The 18,079-nt window shown below is 74.0% G+C and carries 17 protein-coding genes; 14 read left to right on the top strand and 3 right to left on the bottom strand.

Annotated features, from left to right (window positions below; genetic code table 11):
- Positions 1–17: 17 nt before the first annotated feature.
- Positions 18–632, bottom strand: coding sequence for a hypothetical protein (locus tag ABT299_RS34290; protein ID WP_387026277.1), 615 nt, complete (start codon positions 630–632; stop codon positions 18–20).
- 502 nt (positions 633–1,134) lie between these two features.
- Here ABT299_RS34290 and ABT299_RS34285 point away from each other — a divergent pair.
- The 13 genes from ABT299_RS34285 to ABT299_RS34225 all read left to right on the top strand — a co-directional run bounded on the left by ABT299_RS34285 (position 1,135) and on the right by ABT299_RS34225 (position 13,693).
- The gene (locus ABT299_RS34285) at positions 1,135–2,007 is read left to right on the top strand and encodes a helix-turn-helix domain-containing protein (protein WP_387026276.1); all 873 of its coding nucleotides are present in this window, start codon (positions 1,135–1,137) and stop codon (positions 2,005–2,007) included.
- A gap of 251 nt (positions 2,008–2,258) precedes the next feature.
- Positions 2,259–2,507, top strand: coding sequence for a DUF397 domain-containing protein (locus ABT299_RS34280; RefSeq protein ID WP_433135689.1), 249 nt, complete (start codon positions 2,259–2,261; stop codon positions 2,505–2,507).
- A 151-nt stretch (positions 2,508–2,658) separates the two neighbouring features.
- Entirely contained in the window at positions 2,659–3,645 is a 987-nt protein-coding gene (locus tag ABT299_RS34275; protein ID WP_190865735.1) for a sigma-70 family RNA polymerase sigma factor, read from the top strand.
- A 249-nt stretch (positions 3,646–3,894) separates the two neighbouring features.
- Positions 3,895–4,560, top strand: coding sequence for a protocatechuate 3,4-dioxygenase subunit beta (pcaH, locus tag ABT299_RS34270; protein WP_387026272.1), 666 nt, complete (start codon positions 3,895–3,897; stop codon positions 4,558–4,560).
- Positions 4,560–5,126, top strand: a complete 567-nt coding sequence (gene pcaG, locus ABT299_RS34265) for a protocatechuate 3,4-dioxygenase subunit alpha (RefSeq protein ID WP_500253254.1) — start codon at positions 4,560–4,562, stop codon at positions 5,124–5,126. Before pcaH ends, pcaG begins: the two co-directional genes overlap by 1 nt.
- Positions 5,116–6,309, top strand: a complete 1,194-nt coding sequence (pcaB, locus tag ABT299_RS34260) for a 3-carboxy-cis,cis-muconate cycloisomerase (protein ID WP_500253253.1) — start codon at positions 5,116–5,118, stop codon at positions 6,307–6,309. The genes pcaG and pcaB overlap by 11 nt, the downstream gene beginning before the upstream one ends.
- Positions 6,306–7,100: a 3-oxoadipate enol-lactonase gene (pcaD, locus tag ABT299_RS34255; protein WP_500253252.1), complete on the top strand. Its 795-nt coding sequence runs from the start codon at positions 6,306–6,308 to the stop codon at positions 7,098–7,100. Before pcaB ends, pcaD begins: the two co-directional genes overlap by 4 nt.
- Positions 7,101–7,143: 43 nt before the next feature.
- The gene (gene pcaC / locus ABT299_RS34250; protein ID WP_500253251.1) at positions 7,144–7,533 is read left to right on the top strand and encodes a 4-carboxymuconolactone decarboxylase; all 390 of its coding nucleotides are present in this window, start codon (positions 7,144–7,146) and stop codon (positions 7,531–7,533) included.
- Positions 7,534–7,547: 14 nt separating this feature from the next.
- Positions 7,548–8,348, top strand: coding sequence for an IclR family transcriptional regulator (locus tag ABT299_RS34245; protein WP_190865728.1), 801 nt, complete (start codon positions 7,548–7,550; stop codon positions 8,346–8,348).
- 66 nt (positions 8,349–8,414) lie between these two features.
- Positions 8,415–9,575 carry a 4-hydroxybenzoate 3-monooxygenase gene (locus ABT299_RS34240; protein WP_387026262.1) on the top strand — a complete coding sequence of 387 codons (1,161 nt, stop codon included), beginning with the start codon at positions 8,415–8,417 and terminating at the stop codon, positions 9,573–9,575.
- 138 nt (positions 9,576–9,713) lie between these two features.
- Complete coding sequence (locus tag ABT299_RS34235; RefSeq protein WP_500253250.1) at positions 9,714–10,307, top strand: acyl-CoA-like ligand-binding transcription factor; 594 nt, start codon at positions 9,714–9,716, stop codon at positions 10,305–10,307.
- A 161-nt stretch (positions 10,308–10,468) separates the two neighbouring features.
- Positions 10,469–12,694, top strand: a complete 2,226-nt coding sequence (locus ABT299_RS34230; RefSeq protein WP_500253249.1) for an MMPL family transporter — start codon at positions 10,469–10,471, stop codon at positions 12,692–12,694.
- A 99-nt stretch (positions 12,695–12,793) separates the two neighbouring features.
- A complete protein-coding gene (locus tag ABT299_RS34225; RefSeq protein ID WP_387026258.1) occupies positions 12,794–13,693 on the top strand; it encodes a phosphatase PAP2 family protein in 900 nt (299 codons plus the stop codon).
- Here the strand turns inward: ABT299_RS34225 and cphA are convergent, their stop codons facing one another.
- Positions 13,694–16,351: a cyanophycin synthetase gene (cphA, locus tag ABT299_RS34220; RefSeq protein ID WP_190865717.1), complete on the bottom strand. Its 2,658-nt coding sequence runs from the start codon at positions 16,349–16,351 to the stop codon at positions 13,694–13,696.
- Positions 16,352–16,353: 2 nt separating this feature from the next.
- Positions 16,354–17,187: a cyanophycinase gene (locus ABT299_RS34215; RefSeq protein ID WP_190865715.1), complete on the bottom strand. Its 834-nt coding sequence runs from the start codon at positions 17,185–17,187 to the stop codon at positions 16,354–16,356.
- Between the two features lie 168 nt (positions 17,188–17,355).
- Here ABT299_RS34215 and ABT299_RS34210 point away from each other — a divergent pair, with 168 nt between their 5' ends.
- Entirely contained in the window at positions 17,356–18,036 is a 681-nt protein-coding gene (locus ABT299_RS34210; protein ID WP_500253248.1) for a QsdR family transcriptional regulator, read from the top strand.
- Positions 18,037–18,079: the final 43 nt, after the last annotated feature.

Below are 18,079 nucleotides of genomic sequence, written 5' to 3'. Positions count from 1 at the left end.
AGGTCCCGCCGGACCCCCTACCCGGAGCCGGGACCCGACGTCCACAGCCACGCCGTCGCCTTGGTCTCCTTGCAGGCCACGTGGACGGGCCGGTACCGCTCGCGCTCGACGCATCCGCCGCCGCCGGTCACGTCCTCGAACATCCGGTCGCCGACGATCAGGCCGACGTCCGAACCGGACAGCTCGATCGCCTCCTTGAAGGCCGGCGCTTCCAGCAGCCGGAACAGATGCACCAAGGCATGGCCGGCCACGCCGTGGGCGTCCCGCCGCACGAGGCCGGCGGACACGGCGACCCGCAGCCGCAGCCGCGACGCCTCGCTCCTGCACCGGTTCGAGTGCCGCAGCATCGCGCCGAGATGATGAGCGAGCGGATCGAGGAGCAGATGTCCCGGCATCCCCGGCGGCAGGACGACGAGCGCGCCGTCGCCCCGGTCTTCGACATGGCAGGCCTCCCAGGGCAGCCAGGTCATCTCGAACGCCCGCCGCAGCACTGCGTACGTCGCGCCGCGGAGTTCCTCCTGGATCGCCTCGTCCCGATGCGGGGCGCCGAACCCCACCACGTCGACGGCGAGGAGATGGGTGTAGTGCCGCGGGTCGGCGGGGACGGCCGGGCACGGCGCCCACCCGCCCATGAAGCGCACCTGGGCGACGGAAGCGTCCCGTGACACTGGCTTCCGGTCGTGCGCGCGTCGTATCCTCATCGAGGATCGAGGCCTTTCTGGGAATGGCTGCTGCGGTCACGTGCGGGGCTCCTGATGCAGCAGGGGTCCCGCCACTGTCGTTACGGGCTTCTGGTGGTTCTCGTCGGCCCGCGGGCGGCTGTCGGACTTCGCCCACAATTATGCGCCGACCCGCCGAGAGGCCTCTGCTCGCGGCTGATTGCCCGGCGCAGATCGCAAGAATCTTTTTCACCACCTGTCGCCGCGATAAGTGGCAATCGAGCGGCATGCGCGTTGCGGGATCGCATCGGGACGAGTGGCGGTGTGGAAGCAGGCGGAGTGCTCTTGTCCCGTGGCAAAGTGCGACCTGGTGCGGTGGGTCTGGCAAACTGCCACATCGCTGTTTTAATGGAGACATCCCGCACGGCGGCGTTCGGTGATGTGCCGCTTTGCCAGGGCGAGCAGAGGGGTGAGCATGGGCGTGCCCTCCCGGCCCGGACCGATGGTCCAGCGCGCGATCCTGACGAGCGAGCTGCAGCGCCTCCGGCAGGAGAACGGCGTGACCCAGGAGCAGGTGGCCGCCGCGCTCGACTGGTCGACATCGAAACTGATCCGCATCGAGGGCGGAGCCGTCGGCGTCTCCACGACGGATCTGCACGCGCTGCTGCGCCACTACGGAATTCAGGACGGTGACGCGCAGGTCGCAAAGCTGACCGAAATCGCCCGCGACGCCCGGCAGCGCGGCTGGTGGGCGCTCTACAAGAACGAGCTGGCGCCGGAATACCTCAGGTACATCGGGTACGAGAACGGCGCCTCGATCATCCGCAGCTTTCAGCCGTTGCTGGTGCCCGGGCTTCTGCAGACGGAGGAGTACGCGAACGCGGTGACGATCGAGTTCGTTCCCACTCCGAACCAGCGCGACGTCGTGGTGGAGGTGCGGATGCGGCGGCAGGAGGAGATCTTCTCGCAGAGCGAGCCGCCGCAGGTGTCGATGGTGGTGGACGAGGCGGCGCTCCGCCGCAGGGTGGGGGGACAGGTCGACCCCGGCGTCATGCCCCGGCAGCTGCGGCACCTTCTCGCCATGATCGAGAAGCCCTACGTGTCGATCGAGGTCATCCCCTTCTCCAAGGGCGCCCACTTCGGCATGGGGGGAGGGTTCACCGTTCTCGAGTTCGCCGATGCCCGGGTGAACGACGTCCTCTACCTGGAGCAGACGGATGTCACCGTCATGGATCCGGACTCGAGGATCACCGCCTACCGGGCGGCGTACGAGAACCTCCGGCAGTTGGCCGTGCGCCCCGACGAGACGGGCCGCTTCATCGAGGAGATCATCGCTTCGATGACGTGACCGGACGTGACCGGACGTGACGGCCGGCCGTCCCCCGGCCCGGTGGCGAGGGCATGCCGCCCGCGCCGCGGTCGATCCCGGTGCCAAGAGTCCCGTTGCGGCGGCCCCGGCGGTACCGGAACTGGTACAAATCTTCCTGCCAAGATCCGCGGCCGCTACCGAGAGTGCTCGTCGGTCGCTTTGGGTAAGCATCGGGCATCGGCGCCCGTCGATACGCGAAACGGCCTCGGCGAGGCCGGTGGGAGGCTCTGGTGTCACTGGTCCAGCGGTCCGGCTCCCCGTCCGATGGGGCCGCGCCCACCGGCGCTCATGAAGGCTCCGCCGGAGCCCCGCGCTGGCGCAAGGCGTCGGCGAGCCGGGAGGCCGAATGCGTCGAGGTCGCGAGCGGCCGGGCCGGGGTGCTCGTCCGAGACTCGAAGGACGCGGCGGGGCCCGTGATCGCGATGACGCGCGAGGCGTTCGCCGGGCTGCTGGCGGGCGTTCGGGGCGCGGCCGGGTGAGGTCGCGGATCCCTCGGGTCGGCACTGGTGAATCCGCAGGTCGGGCGTAGGATCGGTGGAACCCGTCTGTTCTGTCGGTGGGGTCGCCTACGGTCGGGGTGTGAGGCGGCCGTGTGAGCGCCGCCACAGTGACGCCGCCCCAGTGAAGGTGATGACCACCATGGCGAACAGCACCAAAGAGACGGACCGGGACTTTCAGGAGCTGGCCGACCCGTACCGGCGGGAGCTGCTGGCGCACTGCTACCGGATGCTCGGGTCCATCCACGACGCCGAGGACCTCGTCCAGGAGACGTACCTGCGGGCCTGGCGCTCCTACGACGGCTTCGAGGGGCGGTCGTCGCTGCGGACGTGGCTCTACCGGATCGCGACGAACGTCTGCCTGACCGCGATCGACCAGCGCGGCCACCGGCCGATGCCGTCCGGGCTGGGCGCCCCGAGCGATGAGCCGGAGCGCCCCGTGGTGGCCTCGCCGGAGGTGCCGTGGCTCGAGCCTGCGCCCGACGCGGTGCTCGGCGCGGACGCCGCCGACCCCGCCACCATCGTCGCCGCCCGCGAGAGCACCCGGCTCGCCTTCGTCGCCGCCCTCCAGCACCTGCCCGCCAAGCAGCGGGTCGTGCTGATCCTCCGGGACGTCCTGAAGTGGAAGGCGGCCGAGGCCGCCGAGCTGCTCGGCACCTCCACCGCGGCCGTCAACAGCGCGCTGCAGCGGGCGCGGGCGCAGCTGGAGGAGACGGCGCCGCTCCGCGACGAGCTGGTCGAGCCCACCGACCCGGGCCAGCGCGACCTGCTCGAACGGTACGCGAGGGCGTTCGACGACGCGGACGTGGACGCGCTGCTGGAGCTGTTCAGGAAGGACGCGGTCTGGGAGATGCCGCCGTTCCCGCAGTGGTTCGTCGGCGCGGACACGATCGTCCGGCTCATCAAGGCGCAGTGCGGGCCCGAGCCGGGGGAGCTGCGGATGGTGCCGGCGTCCGCCAACGGGCAGCCCGCCTTCGGCATGTACCGGCGCGACGCGGAGGGCGTGCACCGGCCGTTCCAGCTCCAGGTGCTCGGCATCACCGGCGAGGGGGTGGCGCAGGTGTCGGCGTTCTTCGACACGTCGCTGTTCCCCGTGTTCGGCCTGCCCGAGACGCTCTGACCGCCGCCCGGGGAGGCGTAAGGCGGTCGGTGCCCGGATTCCACCGGGGAGCCCGCCGGTGTCCGGTGCTGACGGTGGCCCTGATTTTCCGTTGAGTGGAAACCCGGGTGGGCCGCCGTCGCCGGCTGCTGCCAGGGTTGAGGCAGTGCGGACGGCGCAGGCGGCCCTGCCGGGATCACGGTGGGGTGGGCGCCGCCGCGCCGCGACCGGGGCGGCACCGGCGGAGCACGCCGAGGAAGGAACGAGCGCATGACGCATCCCCCGTACCTGTATCCGGGCTACAAGAGCACGGTGCTCCGCGCCCCGTCGCAGGAGCTGATCATGCCGAAGCTCGGCCCGGACAGCGTCGAGCTGGCCTCGCCGGTCTTCGGCCACCAGGAGCTCGGACGGCTGGACCACGACCTGACCGTGCAGCACTCCGGCGAGCCGCTCGGCCAGCGGATCATCGTGACCGGGCGGGTCCTGGACGGCGCGGGCCGCCCGGTGCGGAACGCGCTCGTCGAGGTCTGGCAGGCGAACTCCGCAGGCCGCTACAACCACCTCGGCGACATCCACCCCGCGCCGCTGGACCCGAACTTCACCGGCGCGGGACGGTGCCTCACCGACGACGAGGGCCGCTACCGGTTCATCACGATCAAGCCGGGCGCCTACCCGTGGGGCAACCACCACAACGCGTGGCGGCCGGCGCACATCCACTTCTCGGTGTTCGGCACCGCCTTCACCCAGCGGCTCGTCACGCAGATGTACTTCCCGGACGACCCGCTGTTCCCGTTCGACCCGATCTTCCAGTCGATCCCCGAGGAGAAGGACCGCGAGAAGCTGATCTCGCGGTTCGACATGGATCTCACCGAGCCGGAGTGGGCATTGGGGTTCCAGTGGGACATCGTGCTGGGCGACACCCCGATGGAGGCGTGATGACCGTGCCCGCGAACAGCGCATCGGCGAAGGCCACGCCTTCGCAGACCGTCGGCCCGTTCTACGGCTACGCGCTGCCGTACGAGGCCGGCCCGCGGGTCGCGCCCGCGTGGCGCCCGGACGCGATCACCGTGCGCGGGCGGGTGCTCGACGGCGCCGGCGAGCCGGTGCCGGACGCGCTGCTGGAGATCTGGCAGGCCGACGAGAACGGGGAGATCCCGGCTCGGCCGGGCGGCATCGTCCGGGAGGGCCATGACTTCTCCGGGTTCGGGCGGTGCGGCACCGACCCGGCGGGCGGGTTCTGGTTCACCACGGTGAAGCCGGGCGCGGTCGGGGCGGGCGCGCCCTACATCGCGCTCCTGGTGTTCGCGCGGGGGCTGCTGAAGCCGGTCGCGACCCGGATCTACTTCCCGGAGGACGAGGCCGCGCACGCCGGCGACCCGCTGCTCGCGGAGGTCCCGGCGGACCGCCGCGGGACGCTCGTCGCCGAGCGGGAGGGCGACCGGACGTACCGGTTCGACGTGCGGCTGCAGGGCGAGGGGGAGACGGTCTTCCTTGCCTTCTGAGACGTCGCCGCCCCCCGGCGGGCCGTCGCCCGACGCGGGGCTGCTGTCGCCCGTGCGCGCCGGGACGGAGGCCGAGGCGGCCACGAGCGACGCCGCGTACCTGGCGGCGATGCTGGACGCCGAGGCGGCGCTGGCCCGGGCCCAGGCCCGCCTGAAGATCATTCCGGCCGCGGCGGCCGAGGCGATCACCACGGCCGCCGCGTCCGGCGGGATCGACGTGGCGGACGTGGCGCGCCGGGCCCGCGGGTCGGGGAACCCCGTCGTCCCGCTGGTCGCCGACCTGCGCGGCCTCGCCGGCGCGGCGGGCGAGCACGTCCACAAGGGCGCCACCAGCCAGGACATCGCCGACACCGGCGCGATGCTCGTCGCGGCCCGGGCCAGGCGCGCCGTCCTCGCCCACCTCGACCGGGCACTGGACGCGCTGGCCGGGACCGCGGCGCGGTACCGCGACACCCCGATGGCGGCGCGCACGCTCGGCCGGCAGGCGCTGCCCACCACGTTCGGCGCGAAGGCGGCGAACTGGCTGCTCGGCTGCCTGGAGGCGCGCGAGCGGCTGGCGGCGGTCGCGCTGCCGGTCCAGCTCGGCGGCGCCGCCGGCACGCTGGACGCCTACGGCGACCGGGCGTTCGACCTCGTGGCCGCGTTCGCGCAGGAGACCGGCCTGGACGCGCCGGACCTGCCGTGGCACACCCGCCGGACCCCCGTCGCGGACCTGGCCTCGGCGCTCGCGGTGACCGCCGGCGCCCTCGGCAAGATCGCCACCGACGTGTGGCTGCTCGCGCAGAGCGAGGTCGGCGAGGTGGCCGAGGCCGCCGGGCCCGGGCGCGGCGGCTCGTCGTCGATGCCGCACAAGCGCAACCCGGCGCTGTCGGCCCTCGTCCGCTCGGCGGCGCTGCAGGTCCCGGCGTACGCGCAGGTCGTCCTCGCCGCGCAGGCCGCGCCGCTGGAGCGCCCGGCGGGGGAGTGGCACGCCGAATGGCAGCCGCTGCGCGAGTGCCTGCGGCTGACCGGCGGCGCGGCCGAGACCGCCGCCGAACTGGTCTGCGGCCTGGAGGTGTCGGCGGACCGGATGCGCGCGAACCTCGACGGCCTGCTGGACGTCCTCGGAGACGATCCCGGCACCGGCGCGGCCGCCGCCCTGGCCGACCGCGCCCTCGACGCGTACCGGAGGAACCGCGCATGACCCCGCATCCGGGAACCCTGCACCACGGCATCCCGCAGTACCGCCTCGACGGGCCGCCGGACGCGCCCGTCGTCGTCCTCGGCCCGTCGCTCGGCACCTCGATGGACCTGTGGCTGCCGCAGCTTCCGGCGCTCACGCGCAGGTGGCGGGTGCTGCGCTACGACCTGCCGGGGCACGGCGGCGCGCCCTCGCCGCCCGGCCCGTACACCGTCGAGGGCCTCGCCGCCGGGGTCGCCCTGCTGCTCGACCGCCTCAGGATCACCGGGGCCGCGTACGCCGGGGTGTCGCTCGGCGGCGCCATCGGCACCGCCCTCGCGCTTCTCGACCCGGTGCGCGTCAGGAGCCTCGTCCTGTGCTGCACCTCGCCCCGCTTCGGCGACCCGGGGCCGTGGCGGGAGCGGGCGGAGCTCGTCCGCCGCGAAGGCCTGGAGCCGGTCGCCGCCACGGCCGCCGGACGCTGGTTCACGCCCGGTTTCACCGGCGCGGACCCGTACGTCGCGATGCTCCGCGCGACCGACCCGGAGGGCTACGCGGGCTGCTGCGACGCGCTCGCCTCCTTCGACGCCACCGCGACGCTCGTCAACATCGCCGCGCCGACGCTGGTGATCGCCGGCGCGGAGGACGGCCCCACCCCGCCGCGCGGGCACGCCGACCGGCTCGCCGAAGGCATCCCCGGTGCCGAGCTCGTCGTGGTCGACGGCGCCGGGCACCTCGCCAACGCCGAACGCCCCGAGCCCGTCACCGAGGCGATCACCGCGCACCTGGACCGCACATGGAAGGGACGAGAATGAGCGAAGCGAACCGGTGGGGGGCCGTCCCCCCGCAGGGTGCCCGATGAGCGCGCGCGGCACCGACGAGGAACGGCACGCGGAGGGCATGCGGACGCGCCGCGAAGTGCTCGGCGACGCGCACGTCGACCGCGCCGAGGCCCGCAAGGACGCCTTCACCGAGGACTTCCAGGACCTGATCACCCGGTACGCCTGGGGCGAGATCTGGACCCGCCCCGGCCTGGACCGCAGGACCCGGAGCTGCATCACGCTGACCGCCATGGTCGCGGGTGGCCACCTGGACGAGCTGGCCATGCACGTGCGCGCCGCCCTCCGCAACGGGCTGACCCCCGAGGAGATCAAGGAGGTCCTGCTGCAGACCGCGATCTATTGTGGAGTGCCCGCCGCGAACTCGGCGTTCGCCGTCGCCCAGCGGGTACTGGCCGAACAGGAGTGACCGGCGGGAGGGCCATGGCTGAGCGCGCGCGCCCGGTGAGCGTGGCGGGCAAGGTGATGGCCATCCTGAACGCCTTCGCCCAGGGCGACGTGCGCCTGAACCTGAGCGAGATCTGCCGCCGCGCCGAGCTGCCGCTGGCCACCGGGCACCGGCTGGTCGGGGAGCTGGCCGCGGGCGGGTTCCTGGAGCGGGTGCCGGACGGGACGTACCGCATCGGCACCCGGCTGTGGCGGATCGGCAGCCAGGCCCCCGCCGTCACCGGGCTGCGCGAGCTGGCACTGCCGCACATGGAGGACCTGTACGAGGCGACCCACGACAACGTGCAGCTCGCCGTGCTGCGCGATGACCGCGCCCTGGTCGTGGAGCGGCTGCGCGGGACGCGCTCGGTGCCGGTCGTGACGCAGGTCGGCGCGACGCTGCCGCTGCACACCACCGGCGTCGGGAAGGTCCTGCTGGCGTTCGCGGCGGCGGAGTACCGCAGGCGGGTGATCGACGCGGGGCTGGAGCGGTACGCGGCCCGCACGATCACCGATCCGGACGAGATGCGGCGCTGCCTGGAGCAGGTCCGCCGCTCGGGGTACGCGCTGACCCGCGACGAGATGACGCTGGGCGCCTCGTCGGTCGGCGCGCCCGTCCGCGACGGGACGGGGGAGGTGGTGGCCGCGCTGTCGCTGGTCGCGCGGACCCGCAGCGCGGACCTGCGGCGGCTGCTGCCGCCCCTGACGACGGCGGCGCGGGCGCTGTCGCGGGACGTCGCCCAGCACTGGCGCGGACACCCTGAGGTGTTTTCCACCGAGCGGAAGACCGGCGCCTGAACCTGCGGGTACGCGCGCCAGCATCACAGGGGGATCCCCCCGAGAGAGCGATGACGAGGAGGCTCGATGCGTACCCAGGTGGCGATCATCGGCGGCGGCCCGGCGGGGCTGCTGCTGTCGCATCTGCTGCATCTGCAGGGGATCGATTCGGTGGTCCTGGAGAGCCGTGACCGCGGCTACGTGGAGCGGCGGCAGCGGGCCGGGATGCTCGAGCAGGGCACCACGGACGTGCTCCGCGAGAGCGGAGTGGGGGAGCGGCTCGACCGCGAGGGCCTCGTCCATCACGGCCTGGAGCTGCGGTTCGGCGGCGCGGGGCACCGGGTCCCGCTGACCGACCTGACGGGCCGGACCGTCACGGTCTACGCGCAGACCGAGATCGTCAAGGACCTGGTCGCCAGGCGGCTGGCGGACGGCGGCGACGTGCGCTTCGAGACCGAGGTCGTCGGCCTCGACCCGTCGGCGCCCAGCGTGACGTTCCGCGACGCCGGCGGCGGGACGCACACGCTCGACTGCGACTACATCGCGGGCTGCGACGGGTTCCACGGCGTCAGCCGCCCGGCGGTGCCGGGGCTGCGGACGTTCTCCCGCGAGTACCCGTTCGCCTGGCTCGGCGTCCTCGCCGACGTCCCGCCGTCCACCGACGAGCTGATCTACGCCAACCACGACCGCGGGTTCGCGCTGCACAGCCTGCGCTCCCCGCAGGTCAGCCGGCTGTACCTGCAGGTGGCGCCGGACGAGGACATCGCGGACTGGTCCGACGCGCGGATCTGGGAGGAGCTCGCGGCCCGGTTCGCCACCGACGACGGCTGGAAGCTGCGCGAGGGGCCGATCACCGACAAGTCGATCACGCCGATGCGCAGCTTCGTGGCCGAGCCGATGCGGCACGACCGGCTGTTCCTCGCAGGCGACGCGGCCCACATCGTCCCGCCGACGGGCGCCAAGGGCCTGAACCTGGCGGTGTCGGACGTGATCGTGCTGGCCAGGGCGCTGACGGAGCGGTACGCGACGGGCTCGGACGCTCTGCTCGACGCGTATTCTTCGACCTGCCTGCGGCGCGTGTGGCGGGCCGAGCACTTCTCCTACTGGATGACCACGCTGCTGCACGTGGATCCGGCCGCCGATGACTTCGCCCTGCGGCTCCAGCGCTCGCACCTGGACTACGTGGCCTCCTCCGAGGCCGCGAAGGCGTCGCTTGCGGAGAACTACACGGGGCTGCCGCTCGACTAACGACGCCGCGTAGGGGCGGTGCGGGCACTGAACGGCGGACGCCGCGGATCCGTTCCCGCCCGCGATGAGATGCACATCACGCAAGCTGGCAGTGCCTGAAATTTTGCCGGACACGCAAGTTCGGTTTACCGTGAGGGCATGACCGAGACGAGCCTGCGCGAGCGCAAGAAGGTCGCGACGCGCCGGGCGCTCAGCCGCGCCGCCGCGCTCCTCGCCGTGGAGCGCGGCGTCGAGGGCGTCACCATCGAGGCGATCGCAGACGCGGCCGGGGTCTCCCCCCGCACGTTCCACAACTACTTCCCCGGCAAGGAAGAGGCGATCGTCGCGCCGCTCACCGACGGGGCGCAGGCCGTGATCGACGCCCTGCGCGCCCGCCCGGCGGGCGAGCCGATCTGGGACGCGCTGCGCGAGGTCGTCCGGGAGGCCCTGCTGCCGACCGACACCCGCGACGAGACCATCGCGCTGCTGCGCGTGGTCAAGCGGAACCCCGCGCTCGTCGGCAAGCAGCTGTGCGGGCTCGGCGAGATGCAGCGGCAGATCGCCGAGGTCATCGCCGCGCGCACCGGCACCCACGCCGGCCGCGACCTGTACCCGCACCTGCTGGCCGGCGCCGCGGGCGTCGCCATGCGCACCGCCGTCGACCTGTGGGTCGACGGGCGCGGCGGCGCCGACCTGCCCGAACTGATCGACTCGGCGTTCGCGCAGCTGCGCGCCGGGCTGCCCGGCCCGTGACCGGGCGCCTCCCGACCCCCGGCGCCGCGCCGCCGCCCAGCGGCGCCGGGTCCCCCAGCAGGGCGGCCGCACCCCCACCACCCCCCTGACCGAAGTGACAGCCCGACGGCCGGCCGCCGTGGGGCCATGTCCGCACGCCCCGTTACCGATGGGACGCTCTCTTGGCCACCTTCCTCTACCGGCTCGGCCGGTTCTCGTTCCGGCGCCGCCGGCTCGTCACGCTGCTCTGGGTGGGGCTGCTCGTGCTCTTCGGCGTCGGCGCCGCCGTGCTCAAGGGGCCCACCTCCAACGACTTCTCGATCCCGGGCACCGAGTCCCAGCAGGCGATCGACCTGCTCAAGGACCGGATGCCGCAGGCGTCGGCGGACGGCGCCACCGCCCGGGTCGTGTTCGCCGCGCCCGACGGGAGGACCGTGACCGACCCCGCCGGCAAGGCGGGCGTCGAGAAGGTCGTCGCTCGGTTGAAGGCGGCGCCGCAGGTCGCCTCCGTCGTCGACCCCTACCAGGCGAAGGCCGTCTCGCAGGACGGCCGGATCGCCTACACGCAGGTCACCTACAAGGTGCCGGCGATCGACGTCACCGACGCCGCGCGCGACGCGCTGACCGCCGCCGCCCAGCCCGGCCGGGACGCCGGGCTCCAGGTGGAGATGGGCGGCGACGCGACCGAGGCGATGCCGGAGCAGAGCGCCACCGAGGTGATCGGCGTCGCGGTCGCCGCGGTCGTGCTGATCATCACGTTCGGGTCGCTGATCGCCGCCGGGCTGCCGCTGCTGAACGCCATCCTCGGCGTCGGCATCGCGATGGCCGGGATCACCGCGGCGACCGGGCTGTTCGAGATGAGCTCGATGACCTCGACGCTCGCGCTGATGCTCGGCCTCGCCGTCGCGATCGACTACGCGCTGTTCATCGTCTCCCGGTACCGGCACGAACTGCGCGAGGGCCGCACCGGCGAGGAGGCCGCGGGACGCGCCGTCGGCACCGCCGGGTCGGCGGTGGTGTTCGCCGGGCTGACCGTCGTCATCGCGCTGGCCGGCCTCGCCGTGGTCGACATCCCGATGCTCACCGAGATGGGGCTCGCCGCCGCGTTCGCCGTGGTCGTCGCGGTCCTGATCGCGCTGAGCCTGCTGCCCGCGCTGCTCGGCTTCGCCGGCCGCAAGGTGCTCGGCGGCTGGATCCCGTTCCTGCGCGGCGGCGTCTCCCGCCGCGGCCGCCCGCCGTTCGGCGAGCGGTGGGCCCGGTTCGTCATCCGGCGCCCGCTGCCGGTGCTCCTGCTGGCCATCGCCGGCATGGGCGTGATCGCCGTTCCGGCGCTGGATCTGCGGCTCGGCATGCCCGGCGACGAGGTCGCCTCGTCCGCCACCACGCAGCGCAAGGCGTACGACCTGCTCGACAAGGGCTTCGGGCCCGGCTTCAACGGCCCGCTGATGGTCGTCGTGGACGGCGCGAACGCGCAGGCGGCCGGGCAGCGGTTCGCCGGCGAGATCAAGGCGCTGCCGGACGTCGCCGCCGTGACGCCGCCGCAGGCGAACCCGGCGGGGGACACCGCCGTCCTGACCGTCGTTCCGAAGAGCGGGCCGAGCAGCCAGCAGACCGAGGACCTCGTCTCGGCCATCCGCGGCAAGGGCGACGGGCTGAAGGCGCAGACCGGCGCGCAGGCCATGGTCACCGGCCGGACCGCCATGATGATCGACGTGTCGGCCAAGCTCAGCAGCGCCCTCGCGCCCTACCTCGGGCTCGTCGTCGGGCTCGCGTTCATCCTGCTGATGCTGGTGTTCCGGTCGCTGCTGGTCCCGCTGAAGGCCACGCTCGGGTTCCTGCTCACCGTCGCGGCCACCTTCGGCGCCGTCGTCGCGGTGTTCCAGTGGGGCTGGCTGTCCGGGCTGTTCGGCGTCGAGGAGACCGGCCCGATCATGAGCATGATGCCGATCTTCATGATCGGCGTGGTGTTCGGGCTGGCCATGGACTACCAGGTCTTCCTGGTCACCCGGATGCGCGAGGAGCACGTGCACGGCGCGCCCCCGGGGGAGGCGGTGGTCACCGGCTTCCGGCACGGCGCCCGCGTCGTCACCGCCGCCGCCGTGATCATGATCGCGGTGTTCGCCGGGTTCCTCTCCTCCTCCGAGTCGATGATCAAGATGATGGGCTTCGCGCTCGCCGCCGGCGTCGCCTTCGACGCCTTCGTCGTCCGGATGACGATCGTCCCGGCGGTGATGGCGCTCGTCGGCCGGGCCGCGTGGTGGCTGCCGCGGTGGCTCGCGCGCATCCTGCCCAACGTGGACGTCGAAGGTGAGAGGCTTCGGCATCTGCTCCACGACGGGCACGGCGGCGGCGACCCCGCGCCGCGCCCCGGCGAGGGCGAGCGCGAGCTCGACCCGGCCGTGACCTGACCCAGGGCCCGGGCCGTCCCTCGCGGGGGCCGGCCCGGGCCGTCCCAGCAGCCGCCGGCTCACCCGAGCGCGGCGGACCCGCCCGCCAAAGGACCTCCCATGAGCCTCCTCGAACAGCCGTCCCGGCCGGTCTCGTCGTTCGCGCGGCTGCGCAGACCGGGAGGACCGGGCGGGGCGCGGCCGGGCGGGCGGCCGCGGCCCGTCCGCGAGCTGCTGCTCATCGGGGTGCTGTTCACGGTCTACAAGCTCGGGCGGCTGCTGGCCAACGACCGGGTGGGCGAGGCGTTCGGCAACGCCCGCCGGATCTGGGACGTGGAGCGGGCCCTCGACCTGCCGAACGAGCTGCACCTCCAGCACGGGCTGCTGCACAGCCAGTTCCTGGTGCACGTGGCTAACTGCTACTACGCCTACGTCCACTTTCCCGCGATGGCGCTGTTCCTGCTCTGGATCTACCTGCGCCGGCCCGCGCACTACCGGTGGATCCGCCGGGTGCTGGTCGCGCTGACGGCCGGGGCGCTCGCGCTGCACCTGCTCGTCCCGCTGGCGCCGCCCCGGATGCTGCCCGCCACCGGCCTGATCGACACCGCCGCCCGCTTCGGCCCCTCGGTGTACGGGTCGCCGCAGCACGACACCATGGCCAACCAGTACGCGGCGATGCCGTCGCTGCACATCGGCTGGGCCGCGATCATCGCGATCGGGCTCATCGTCACGTGCCGGACGCGCTGGCGGTGGCTGTGGCTGGCGCATCTCGCCGCGACCGTCGCCGTCGTGGTCAGCACCGCCAACCACTACTGGATGGACGGGATCGTCGTGCTGGCGCTGCTGGCCGTCGCCGTCCTGCTGCTGCGGCCTCCCGCGGCGGCGCTGCCCGCCGCGGGTCCGCCGCGCGCCCCCGGCAAGGCGCGCGCCCGCGGCGAGAAGCGTGCTCCCGACGAGACGCGCGTCCCTGGCGAGACGCCCTCCGCAGGCGAGGCGCGCGCGGAACCGGAGACGTCCTAGTCAGGGCGCCGCGGGCTCGGCGCCGAGGGTCTCGAGCAGCTCGACGACCGGCTGCAGCTTCTCGTACAGCAGCAGCACCGGCTCGCCGGGCCCGGCCATGTCCAGCGCCGAGGTCAGCGCCCCCTTCAGGTCGCCCGCCGGGTGGTGCAGCACGTCCGGGCGGCCCTCCCGCAGCCCCTGGACGATCAGCCGCGTCATCTCGCCCGACCGGCGGCCGCGCAGGTCCTCGTCCTCGTAGACGACGACGCGCCCGAACGCGCCGGCCACGCACCGGGCCGTCTCGGCGACGAGCTCGTCGGACCGGTCGCCGGGCAGCGTCACCGCCGCGACGCCGCCCCCGCCCCAGCGCGCCCGCGCGAACTCGCCGATCGCGGTGACCGCCGCCGGGTTGTGCGCGTAGTCGACCAGCACCGGGTTGTCGCCGACCTGGTACACGCACCCGCGCCCGGGATTGCGGGTGTGCGGCTCGAAGGTGCGCAGCGCCTCCGCGGCGACGTCCAGGGGCACGCCCAGCGCGCGGGCGGCGGCCAGCGCGGCCAGCGCGTTCGCGACGACGTGCCCGGCGCGGCCGCCGAAGGCGCCCGCGACCTCCTCCACCGGCAGCACCGGCGTGCGGCGGCCGCCGCGCGCCTCCGTCAGCCGGCCGTTCTCGACGAAGTACCCGGCGCCGCCGCCCGCCAGGTGCCGGACCAGCACGGGGGCGTCCGCCGACATCGCGAAGAAGCACACCTCCGGGTCGCGGCGCGCCACCGCGGGACGCCCGGCGAGCCCCGCCGACGGGCCGTCCTCCGCGTTCAGCACCAGATGGCCGCCCCGGCGGATCTCCTCGGCGACGAGCGCCTTGATGTCGATCAGGTCGTCCACCGACTCGGTGGCGTCCATGCCGAGGTGGTCGCGGGTGATGTTGGTGACCACGGCGACGTCGGCGCGGTCGTAGCCGAGGCCGCGCCGGACGATCCCGCCGCGCGCCGTCTCCAGCACCGCGGCCTCCACCGACCGGTCGCCGAGCACCATCTCCGCCGACCGCGGCCCGGACGCGTCCGACCGGTGGATCAGCCGGCCGCCCACGTACACGCCCTCGGTGCTGGTCATGCCGGTGCGCACGCCGTGCAGCTCCAGCATGTGCGCGATCATCCGGACCGTGGTGGTCTTGCCGTTGGTGCCGGTCACCGACACCACCGGCACCCGCGACGGGGTCCCCGGCGGGTACATCAGGTCGATGACGTCGCCCGCCACGTCGCGGGGCTCGCCCTCGTACGGGGCCAGGTGCATGCGCAGCCCCGGCGCGGCGTTCACCTCCAGGATCCCGGCGGCGCCGCGCTCGGCGGGCAGCGGCGAGCCGATGTCGGGCAGCCGCAGGTCGATGCCGCACACGTCCATCCCCACGGTCGCGGCGGCCCGCACGCACATCGCGGCGACCTCGGGGTGCACGTCGTCGGTGACGTCCCGGCTCGTCCCCCCGGTGGACAGGTTCGCGTTGCGGCGCAGCCGCACCGTCTCGCCCTCCCCGGGCACCGAGTCGGGGCCGTGGCCCTGCCGCGCCAGCAGCGCCAGCTCGGTCGCGCCCAGCGCCAGCCGGGTGAGGGGACGGTCGTGGCCCTCGCCGCGCGCGGGGTCGGCGTTGACCCGCTCCACCAGCTCCGCGACCGTGGACGTCCCGTCGCCCGTGATCCGCGCTGCGGTCAGCTCGGCCGCCGCCGCGATCCGTCCGCCGACCACCAGGACCCGGTAGTCGCGGCCCGGGATGTAGGACTCGACGAGCACCCCGGGGGCATCGGCCCGGCCGTCCCCGCCCGCCGCCGACGTAAACGCCGCTACCACCTCCGGCGGTTCCGACAACTCGATGTGGACGCCCTCGCCCTGGTGCCCCGACAGCGGCTTGACCACCACCGGCGCGCCGATCTCCCGCAGCGCCTCCAGCGCCTCGGCCGGCGACTGCGCCACCCGGCCCTCCGGCACGGGGACGCCCGCGTCCGCCAGCATCCGGTGCGCCAGCCGCTTGTCCGCGGCGACCTCCATCCCGATCGCGGACGTGCGGTCCGTCATCGCGGCCCAGGCCAGCCGGCGGTACCGCCCGTACCCGAGCCGCAGCAGGTTCAGGCCGCCGACGCGGCGAACCGGCACGCCCCGCTCGCGGGCGGCGCGCGCCAGCGCGGCGGTGCTCACCCCGAGCCTGCCCGCCTCGTGGTCGGCGGCGATCGGGGCGAGGTCCGGCGCGGGGTCCGGCACCGTCCCGGACAGCGCCGCGGTCACCGTCCGCACCGCCAGCTCGACCAGCCTCTCCACCAGGTCCGTCTCGGCCGGCTCGTCCCGGGGGCATTCGAGGATCAGCTCGTAGTCGCCGGGGCCGCCCGCGCGGACCGTCCGGCCAAAGTACGCCTCCCGGCCGATCAGCCCGGACAGCTCCAGCGTCACGTGCTCGGTGACGTGGCCGAAATAGGTGCCGCGGTCCATCGCGTCGAGCAGCCCGCCCGGCCGCCCGGCCGAGCAGTGGTGCGAGCGCAGCCCCGGCAGCGCCGCCACCAGCCGCTCGGCGAAGCCCGGGTGGTCGGTGGTCTCGTGCCCGGTCAGGTCCTGCAGGTCCAGCCGCGCGACGGCGACCGGGCGGTTCAGATAGACGTTCGGGCCGCCGAGGCGGCGCACATGCAAGAGCCGCACGGTCACTCCTCCCCGGGCCCGCGCATCGTGCCGATCGCGGGCAGCCGGTCGTGCATCTGGAACGAGCAGCCGGCGGGCAGCAGGTGCAGGGAGACGTCGAACATCGCCATCGGCTCGTCGTCGGACGCGGCGTAGGCGACGGTCGACTGGCCCGCGTCCACGACGGTCACGACCCCCGTGCCGACCACCTGGAACTGCCCGTCGCCGACCACGATCGCGGTGTCCTCGTCGATCCCGACGCCGAGCAGCCGGGTGTCCAGGGCTATGCCGCTGAGCAGCCTCGGCAGCCGCCCCCGCTCGTTGAAATGCATGTCGATCAGCACGTTGTCCAACAGCGCCAAGCCCGGACCCACCTTCACGCTGGAGGCCGCGACCTCATGGCCGTGGCCGCCGAGGATCATCCAATGCCCCATCGCGGTCGCGCCGGCGCTCGTTCCCGCGATCACGAGGCCCTCCTGCTTCAGCCGCCGCTTGAGCAGCTCGTTGGTCCGCGACCCCACCAGGGTCCGGATCCGCGACTGGTCGCCGCCGCTGAACAGCACCCCGGTCGCCGCGTCCAGCGCGCGCAGCGTCGCGGCGTCGTCGGCGGCGGCGCGGCCGAGCAGCCGCAGCTCCCGCACCGACGGCACGCCGAGCCGCCCGAACACCGCGGTGTACTCCTCGGCGACCTCCTCGGGAACCTCGGTCGCGGTCGTCACCACCACGATCCGCGCGTCCTCCGCGCCGGCCAGCTCGACGAACGTCTCCAGGGGCCCGGCCCCGCAGGTCCGGTTCTCCGCCCCGCCAATGATCAGCAGCCGGCCCTTGCGTCCGGCGTCCCCGCTTCTCTCTTTCACACCTACCGACTACCCTTGATCACTCCGGGTAGTCGCACGTTCGCGAGCTGTCATCGGAACGGTTCTCCGGCCCGCCGGCGGCAGCGGCCGCGCGCCGGGGGAGGGGCCTGCCGGAACCGCGTTCGCGGACCTGCCGGAGCATCGTCCCCGCTGTGTCATGCTGGGCGGATGAGCGGCAGCTCTGTTCCCCCGAGCGGGCCTCCCGGCCCGTCGCCCGTCCCGGCGCCGGCGCGCCGCCCGACCGGGCCCGAGGCCGCGCTCGCCGCGGCGTCCGCGCACTACCGGCGGGGAGAGCCGATCGACATGTCCGCGCTCGCCGCCGAGCTGGGCGTCGGCCGCGCCACCCTCTACCGCTGGGTCGGCAGCCGCGAGCAGCTGCTCGGCACCGTGCTGGCGGAGATGACCGAGCGCACCTACCGGGTGGCCGCGCGCGGCGTGCGGGGCACCGGCCCGGAGCGGATCCTCACGGTGCTGGACCGGTTCATGCGGGCGGTGGTGGACGCCGCGCCGCTCAAGGCGTTCACCGAGCGCGAGCCCCGGCTGTTCATCCGGCTCGCCACGATGCCCGGCACCATCGAGGACCGCGCGACCGAGCTGCTGACCCGGGAGCTCCAGCGGGAGATCGACCGCGGCGCGCTGCGGGTGCCGCTGCCGACCCGGACGCTCGCCCAGGCCGTCGTCCGCATCGCCGACTCGTTCATGTACGCGCACTACCTGGGCGGGAACCGGCCGGAGATCGAGCAGGCCCTCGAGGTGGTGGAGCTGCTGCTGCGGCCCTGTGCGCACGAGGCGGCGGCGGCTCACGGACACCGGCCGCGCGACGGCGAGGGAATCTCCGAGCCCGTCTGAGCGCTGGGGTTTTTAGCGGGAATGACTATTTCGTGGCATTAAC

Source organism: Spirillospora sp. NPDC000708 (genome assembly GCF_040299565.1).
GTDB lineage: Bacteria > Actinomycetota > Actinomycetes > Streptosporangiales > Streptosporangiaceae > Spirillospora.
Note: the sequence above shows the minus strand (reverse complement) of the source record. Positions and strands in the feature narration are given on the sequence as shown.